At 34.9% G+C, this 6,922-nt stretch carries 6 protein-coding genes and 2 pseudogenes; 3 read left to right on the plus strand and 5 right to left on the minus strand.

Annotation, left to right across the window (positions count from 1 at the left end):
* Positions 1–581, plus strand: a pseudogene (locus AC1DJR_RS13290) (chitinase); the annotation flags it as partial.
* 2 nt (positions 582–583) lie between these two features.
* Here the strand turns inward: AC1DJR_RS13290 and AC1DJR_RS13295 are convergent.
* Both AC1DJR_RS13295 and AC1DJR_RS13300 read right to left on the minus strand, forming a co-directional pair.
* Positions 584–1,066 (minus strand): annotated as a pseudogene (locus AC1DJR_RS13295) (amidohydrolase); the annotation flags it as partial.
* A 122-nt stretch (positions 1,067–1,188) separates the two neighbouring features.
* The gene (locus AC1DJR_RS13300; RefSeq protein ID WP_429686864.1) at positions 1,189–2,082 is read right to left on the minus strand and encodes a metallophosphoesterase; all 894 of its coding nucleotides are present in this window, start codon (positions 2,080–2,082) and stop codon (positions 1,189–1,191) included.
* Between the two features lie 196 nt (positions 2,083–2,278).
* On the opposite strand from AC1DJR_RS13300, the gene AC1DJR_RS13305 reads away from it, so the two are divergent.
* Positions 2,279–3,094: a formate/nitrite transporter family protein gene (locus tag AC1DJR_RS13305; protein ID WP_429686863.1), complete on the plus strand. Its 816-nt coding sequence runs from the start codon at positions 2,279–2,281 to the stop codon at positions 3,092–3,094.
* Positions 3,095–3,235: 141 nt separating this feature from the next.
* Entirely contained in the window at positions 3,236–3,508 is a 273-nt protein-coding gene (locus AC1DJR_RS13310; protein ID WP_002033657.1) for an HU family DNA-binding protein, read from the plus strand.
* A 19-nt stretch (positions 3,509–3,527) separates the two neighbouring features.
* Here AC1DJR_RS13310 and AC1DJR_RS13315 read toward each other — a convergent pair whose 3' ends face one another.
* The 3 genes from AC1DJR_RS13315 to AC1DJR_RS13325 form a co-directional block, all read right to left on the minus strand.
* Positions 3,528–4,007: a GNAT family N-acetyltransferase gene (locus AC1DJR_RS13315; protein ID WP_002033656.1), complete on the minus strand. Its 480-nt coding sequence runs from the start codon at positions 4,005–4,007 to the stop codon at positions 3,528–3,530.
* Positions 4,008–4,225: 218 nt separating this feature from the next.
* A complete protein-coding gene (locus tag AC1DJR_RS13320) occupies positions 4,226–6,646 on the minus strand; it encodes a heavy metal translocating P-type ATPase (protein ID WP_429686862.1) in 2,421 nt (806 codons plus the stop codon).
* Between the two features lie 95 nt (positions 6,647–6,741).
* On the minus strand, positions 6,742–6,922 hold a 181-nt coding region (locus AC1DJR_RS13325; protein ID WP_477002788.1), incomplete at its 5' end, for a copper ion binding protein.

A 6,922-nucleotide genomic window follows, 5' to 3' on the forward strand; every position in this document is an offset into this window, starting at 1 on the left:
TCCAAACACAAGCTGCAAACAATTTAGGATCAAAACTACTCGTTGGATATTGGCATAACTTTGATAACGGTACTGGCATTATTAAATTAAAAGACGTTTCACCAAAATGGGATGTAATAAATGTATCTTTCGGTGAAACTGGTGGTGATCGTTCCACTGTTGAATTTTCCCCTGTGTATGGTACAGATGCAGAGTTCAAATCTGATATTTCCTATTTAAAAAGTAAAGGAAAAAAAGTGGTTCTTTCAATAGGTGGACAAAATGGGGTCGTTTTACTTCCTGACAATGTTGCTAAGCAACGTTTTATTAATTCCATACAATCAGATCAAGTAATGATTGGGCTTCCTGCAGCACCAGCAGCTCCAAGCGGTGGATATATTTCTCCAACTGAAATGAAAAAAGCTTTAGATTATATCATTAAAGGAGTTCCTTTCGGAGGAAAGTATAAACTTTCTAATCAAAGTGGCTACCCTGCATTTCGCGGTCTAATGTCTTGGTCCATTAATTGGGATGCAAAAAACAACTTTGAATTCTCCAATAACTATAGAACATATTTTGATAGTCTTTCCTTGCAAAAATAATAAAAAACAACATCTACTCCTTCTAAACAACCGTCCTCAATCATAGCAATTGCCCCGCCAGGTTCTTTCTCTTCTGCATGTTGATGTATAAGTACTATTTTTCCAGAAATCTGATCTCGGTTATCACTTAATACTTTCGCAACTCCTAAAAGTGTTGCCGTATGCCCATCATGCCCACAAGCATGCATGACGCCAGGAATTTTTGATTTATATGAAACTTGTTTTTCATCTTGAATAGGTAGCGCATCAAAATCAGCACGTAACGCTATCGTCTTCCCAGGTCTTCCACCTTCAATTACGCCGATTACCCCTCTTCCGCCTACATCCGTTTTCACATCAATACGAAAGCTTTTTAAGACTTCAGCTATTTTTTTCGGTGTTTCTATTTCTTGAAACGATAGCTCTGGGTATTGATGAAAATCTCTTCGCCACGAAACCATTTGGTTATATAAACTTTCCAATTCTTTATGCCATGTTTCTATCATAGAAATTCCCCTTTCTTTTTAACACTTTAAATAAAAAGTACACAATATTCTGGTTTTAATCAATAAAAAAGGAACTTTCTACTAAAAGTTCTCTTCTTTTCAAAAGTGTTAAACGTCCTACTCTAATTACCATTTTTCTTCAATACAAAAACTGAAAGTTCAGGTCTACTCCAAAACCTGACAGGCATTCGAGTCGTTCCAATACCTCGATTTACATATAAATGTAACGGCTTACTCGTTCCTTCTAATTCATACATTCCTTCAATATACTTCTCAGCTAGTTTTGTAGTAATTAAAGGACCTACAAAAGGAATTTGAACTTGTCCTCCGTGACTATGTCCTGACATTTGAAAATCGACTGGATAACGAGATACTTTATCTACAACATCCGGCTCATGTATYAATAGCATATTGAAATCTTGTTGTCTTAAGTTTTTTAAAGTCGAGTCTATTTGTGGCTTCCCTAATAAAAAATCATCCAAACCTGATATTGTAATATACTTGCCGTTTTCCCCTTTAATTTTCTGCACTTCATTTACTAACACAGAAAAACCAGCTTCCTCTATATACTTTTTGTAAAATAAACTACCGCCCCCACCTCTATCATGATTCCCAAACACAGCATATTTTCCTAGGGGAGCTTTAATTTTCTGCAAAATAACCTTTGCTTCTTCTCTTTCCGCACTATAGGATCCAAACTTATCTATTAAATCTCCTGTAAAAACTACTATATCTGGATGTAATTCATTCATCTTCTCCACCAAATTTTCTAGTTGTTTCAATGTAAAATCTGGTCCTAAATGTAAATCTGAGAACTGCAATATTTTTTTATTATTAAACTCTTTAGGAATTGTAGGAGCTTCTATTTCATTCCACGTAACTGTTACTAGTCTTCTTTCTATTTCAGTCGCATAGAAATACAAACTTACTGGTATCATTAATATACTTATGAAACTAATAATAAATATCTTTACGATTGATTTTTTTCGTTCTTTTTTTACATGATGCGTATTCATGTTTTCACCTCTAAAATCACTTTAAATCCTTATTGTTACATTAATGTGACAACATGAACAATGTTCGTTATATCCAATTTCAGCTCCACTCACTTTGACAAATTTATACAGAAATCATATCATATTTTTATCATACATAGATTCTTTAAAATGTTTCTTCTATTCATTCTATCATTCTATTAAGGAGAGGTTATTCATGTCTGTATTTACACCAGAAGAAATTACGGAACTTGCTGCTAATTCTGGAAGAAAAAAAGCTCATTTATCATTGCTCCCTATGCTAATTCTCGGTTTTTTTGGTGGTGCTTTCATAGCATTAGGATATTTACTTGATATCCATGTTATCGGAACAATGCCAAAATCTTGGGGATCATTTACTAGCTTTTTAGGTGCTGCCGTATTCCCTATCGGTCTTATACTCGTTATCCTTGCAGGCGGTGAATTAGTAACTGGCAACATGATGACCGTTTCAATGGCATGGCTTCACAAAAAAATCGACTTATTTCACTTCATACGAAATTTAGTTATTGTTACGTTTAGCAACTTCATAGGTGCTATATTCGCCGCTTATTTTTTTGGTCATATCGTCGGCTTAACGGAGGGAGCTTTTTTAGCAAAAACAGTTACTATTGCACAAGCTAAACTACAAGATACACCACTGCAAGCCTTCATTTCTGCAATCGGGTGTAATTGGCTCGTTTGTTTAGCTGTTTGGCTCAGTATGGGAAGTAAAGAATTTATCGGAAAGATTGTCGGTATTTGGTTCCCTGTTATGACTTTTGTTGCGATTGGATTTCAACACGTTGTAGCCAATATGTTTGTCATCCCAGCTGCAATTTTTTCTGGTCATTTAACTTGGGTTGAATATTTTCCAAACTTCATTTTTGTTTTCTTCGGAAACTTAGTAGGGGGTATGTTATTTGTAGCATTACCTTATTTCATATCTTATAATAAGAAACTACCTTCCAATAAAGAGCAAACTGCATTAAAGAAAAAATCTGTATCCGCTTAAATTGAATGTCTATAAATTGGTCCTAAAAAATATTACAAATTTCATTTTTTTTGCGAATATATGTACGTACACTTGTTCTCGAATGTTTTATACGTTATAATAACAACTTAAATAGCATTATTTACATATGAGGTGAAAAACATGAATAAGACAGAATTAATTAAAAACGTAGCACAAAACGCTGAGATTTCTCAAAAAGAAGCTACTGTAGTTTTACAAACTGTAGTAGAATCAATCACTAACTCTTTAGCTGCTGGCGAAAAAGTACAACTTATCGGATTCGGTACATTCGAAGTTCGTGAAAGAGCTGCTCGTACAGGCCGTAACCCACAAACGGGTGAAGAAATGCAAATCGCAGCTTCTAAAGTACCTGCTTTTAAAGCTGGTAAAGAACTAAAAGAAGCTGTAAAATAATGAAAAATAGCCTTCTCATTTATGAGAAGGCTATTTTTTTCATGACATAATTAATAAAAATCTGACCATTATGCTGCTTATTTTGTTCCTTTATGCAAATAAAACCTTTGCTTTCAAAGAAAGGTTTTGCTGTAATACTCGCCTCTGTATATATATCCCTATGCTGCAAGTTCACTGCTTCTTTTTCTAACTTCTGTAGTATGTATGATGCTATCCTTTTTCCTTGATAATCTTTATGCGTAAATAAGCGATCTACGTAATGATCATCATTATAATCCCCAAATCCCACTATCACACCTTTATAATCAGCAACGTAACAAATATTCTTTTCTAAAGACTGTAGCCATCTCTCTCTATCTAGTCGCTCTGGGGCCCACGCCTGTAGCTGTAACTCGTTATAATCTTTTGCATTCACCGTATGAACCGTTTCATAGAACAATTGTAATACTTGCTCTAAATCCTCCTTCTGGAATGTTCTAATTTTAATATCTTTAAACATATGTAAAACTCCTTATCAAACTAACTCTTTTATTTCGGTTATCCGGATAATTATTTCGTGTTTATTTTCGAAGCAGTTTCTTCCACTATATATGATTCTACTTCTGCTCTTTCTATATTATATCGACTTTTCCTTCTAAACGAACAATAAACAATACTTATACAAAGTATTGTTTATTGTAAAAAAGCATATTAAATTCGCTTTATAGCTGAAAGTGTTTAAGATTTCAATTTAACTCTTTGTAATCTTAATGCATTTAATACGACTGATACAGAGCTAAATGCCATTGCTGCACCTGCAACCCAAGGTGCTAAGAAACCGAGCGCCGCAATTGGAATTCCTAGGCCGTTATAAGCTAACGCCCAGAATAGATTTTGCTTAATATTTCTAATCGTCATTTTACTCATAAAAATTGCATCAGCAATACTATTTAAATCACCACGGATTAACGTAATATCTGCCGCTTCCATCGCTACATCCGTTCCGGTTCCAATTGCCATACCGATATCCGCCGTAGCCAGTGCAGGAGCATCATTTATTCCATCTCCAACCATTGCTACTTTCTTACCTTGCGCTTGCAGTTTTTTCACTTCTTCTGCTTTTCCTTCTGGTAATACTTCTGCAATTACGTGATTAATACCAACTTGCTTAGCGATTGCCTGAGCAGTTTGTGTATTATCTCCTGTAATCATAACAACGTCTAGACCCATTTTCTTAAGTCTTGCGATAGCTGCTTTTGAAGTATCTTTTACAGTATCCGCAACAGCCACTATACCAGCATATTCTTTATTAATCGCAATAAGCATTGCTGTTTTTCCTTCTCGTTCTAGCGCTTCCATCGATTTAGAAACTTCTTCAATATCAATATCGAATTTCTTCATTAATCGACGTGTACCAATTAATAATTGTTTCCCTTCTACAACCGATTCAATACCAAATCCCGGAATTGCTTCAAACGTTTCTGAACTTGGGATATCAATGTCCTTTTCTTTAATTCCTTCTACAATTGCTTCTGCAAGTGGATGTTCAGAATTTCTTTCTGCTGCACCGACTAATTTTAATATTTCCTTCTCTTCAAATCCATCTGCTACAATTATATCAGTTAATACCGGTTTTCCATTTGTCACTGTACCCGTTTTATCTAAAATAATCGTATCTAATCGATGGGTTGCTTCTAAATGCTCTCCACCTTTAAATAAAATRCCRTATTCAGCTGATCTTCCTGAGCCCGCCATAATAGATGTAGGTGTTGCAAGACCTAATGCACATGGACAAGCGATAACAAGCACTGCTATCATTTTCTCAAGTGCTCCTCCAAAATCACCAGGTGTAACAAATATCATCCATACCGCAAATGTGATTATAGCAATCACAACTACAACAGGTACGAAAATACCTGAAATTTGATCAGCTACCCTTTGAATAGGAGCTTTCGAACCTTGAGCCTCTTCCACTACTTTAATAATTTGAGCTAACGCAGTGTCTCTTCCTACCTTAGTTGCCTTAACTTTTAAAAATCCATTTTTATTCATTGTAGAACCGATTACTACATCCCCAATTGTTTTATCAACTGGAATACTCTCGCCTGTTAACATCGATTCATCTATCGCTGATTTTCCTTCTACAATTTCTCCATCTACTGGGATTTTTTCCCCAGGTTTAACATAGACAACATCACCAGCTACCACTTCTTCTATTAAAATTTTCATTTCTGTTCCATCTCGTACAACTGTAGCAGTTTTCGCCTGTAATCCCATCAATTTTTTAATAGCTTCTGATGAACGTCCTTTTGCTTTCGCCTCAAATAATTTACCTAAAATAATTAACGTAATAAGTACCGCACTCGTTTCAAAATATAAATCTGTCATATGTTCCGAAGAACCAATCGACCTAATACTTAAATACACACTGTAGAAATAAGCTGCAGACGTTCCGAGTGCCACGAGAACATCCATGTTGGCGCTTTTATTACGCAACGCTTTATAAGCCCCAATATAAAACTGCCCTCCAATGATAAACTGAACAGGAGTTGCAAGAGCTAGCTGCACCCACGGATTCATAAGCATATCAGGTAAATAAATAAATGATGTAAATGAGAAATGACTCACCATTGCCCACAATAAAGGGAATGATAAAATAAACGAAATGATAAATTTCTTCTTTTGTCGCTCAATTTCTTGTAATCGATGATCTGTTGATGCATCTTTCTCATCTGATTTGACTTCTAGTTTATATCCTAATTTTGTAATCGTACTCTTCATTTCATTAACATTAACTTCATCAGGATTAAATTCTACAGTAGCTGATTCTAAAGCGAAATTTACTGTTGCCTTACTCACACCATCTAACTTATTTAAACGTTTTTCCACCCTATTCGCACATGCAGCACACGTCATTCCCGATACGGTAAACTCAGCTTTATCACTTACAACCCCATATCCTAACGATTCAACTTTTTCTTTAAATTCTTGCGGATTTGTTTGAGTTGGATCGTACACAATTTTTGTTTTTTCAAGTGCAAAATTCACATTTGCATCTTGAACACCTTCAACTTTTTTAAGACCCTTTTCAATTCTATTTGCACATGCTGCACATGTCATTCCTGATATTTGAAGATTGGCCTCTTTTTGTTCATTCATTCCTCTCACCTCTATATACCCTCATGAGGTATAATTTTTAGCAAAATAAATCGTACTCCATATAAAGTACGATTTACTTCTATATTTAAAAATTATTATTGGACATCGTATCCTTGATCTTCGATTGCAACAACAATTTCTTTTAAAGTGACGATTGATGGATTAATAGTAACTTCAACAATTCCTTCTGCTAATTGAACTTTCACTTGTTCAACACCGTTTAATTCTTTTACACTTCCTTCAATAGAATTTACACAATGTCCACAAGACATACCC

It is taken from the genome of Bacillus sp. 05T31 (assembly GCF_056396725.1).

Coding starts and splice junctions, on each gene's coding strand:
- AC1DJR_RS13315 (WP_002033656.1), bottom strand. CDS start 4,007: ATGTTTAAAGATATTAAAATTAGAACATTCCAGAAGGAGGATTTAGAG.
- AC1DJR_RS13305 (WP_429686863.1), top strand. CDS start 2,279: ATGTCTGTATTTACACCAGAAGAAATTACGGAACTTGCTGCTAATTCT.
- AC1DJR_RS13310 (WP_002033657.1), top strand. CDS start 3,236: ATGAATAAGACAGAATTAATTAAAAACGTAGCACAAAACGCTGAGATT.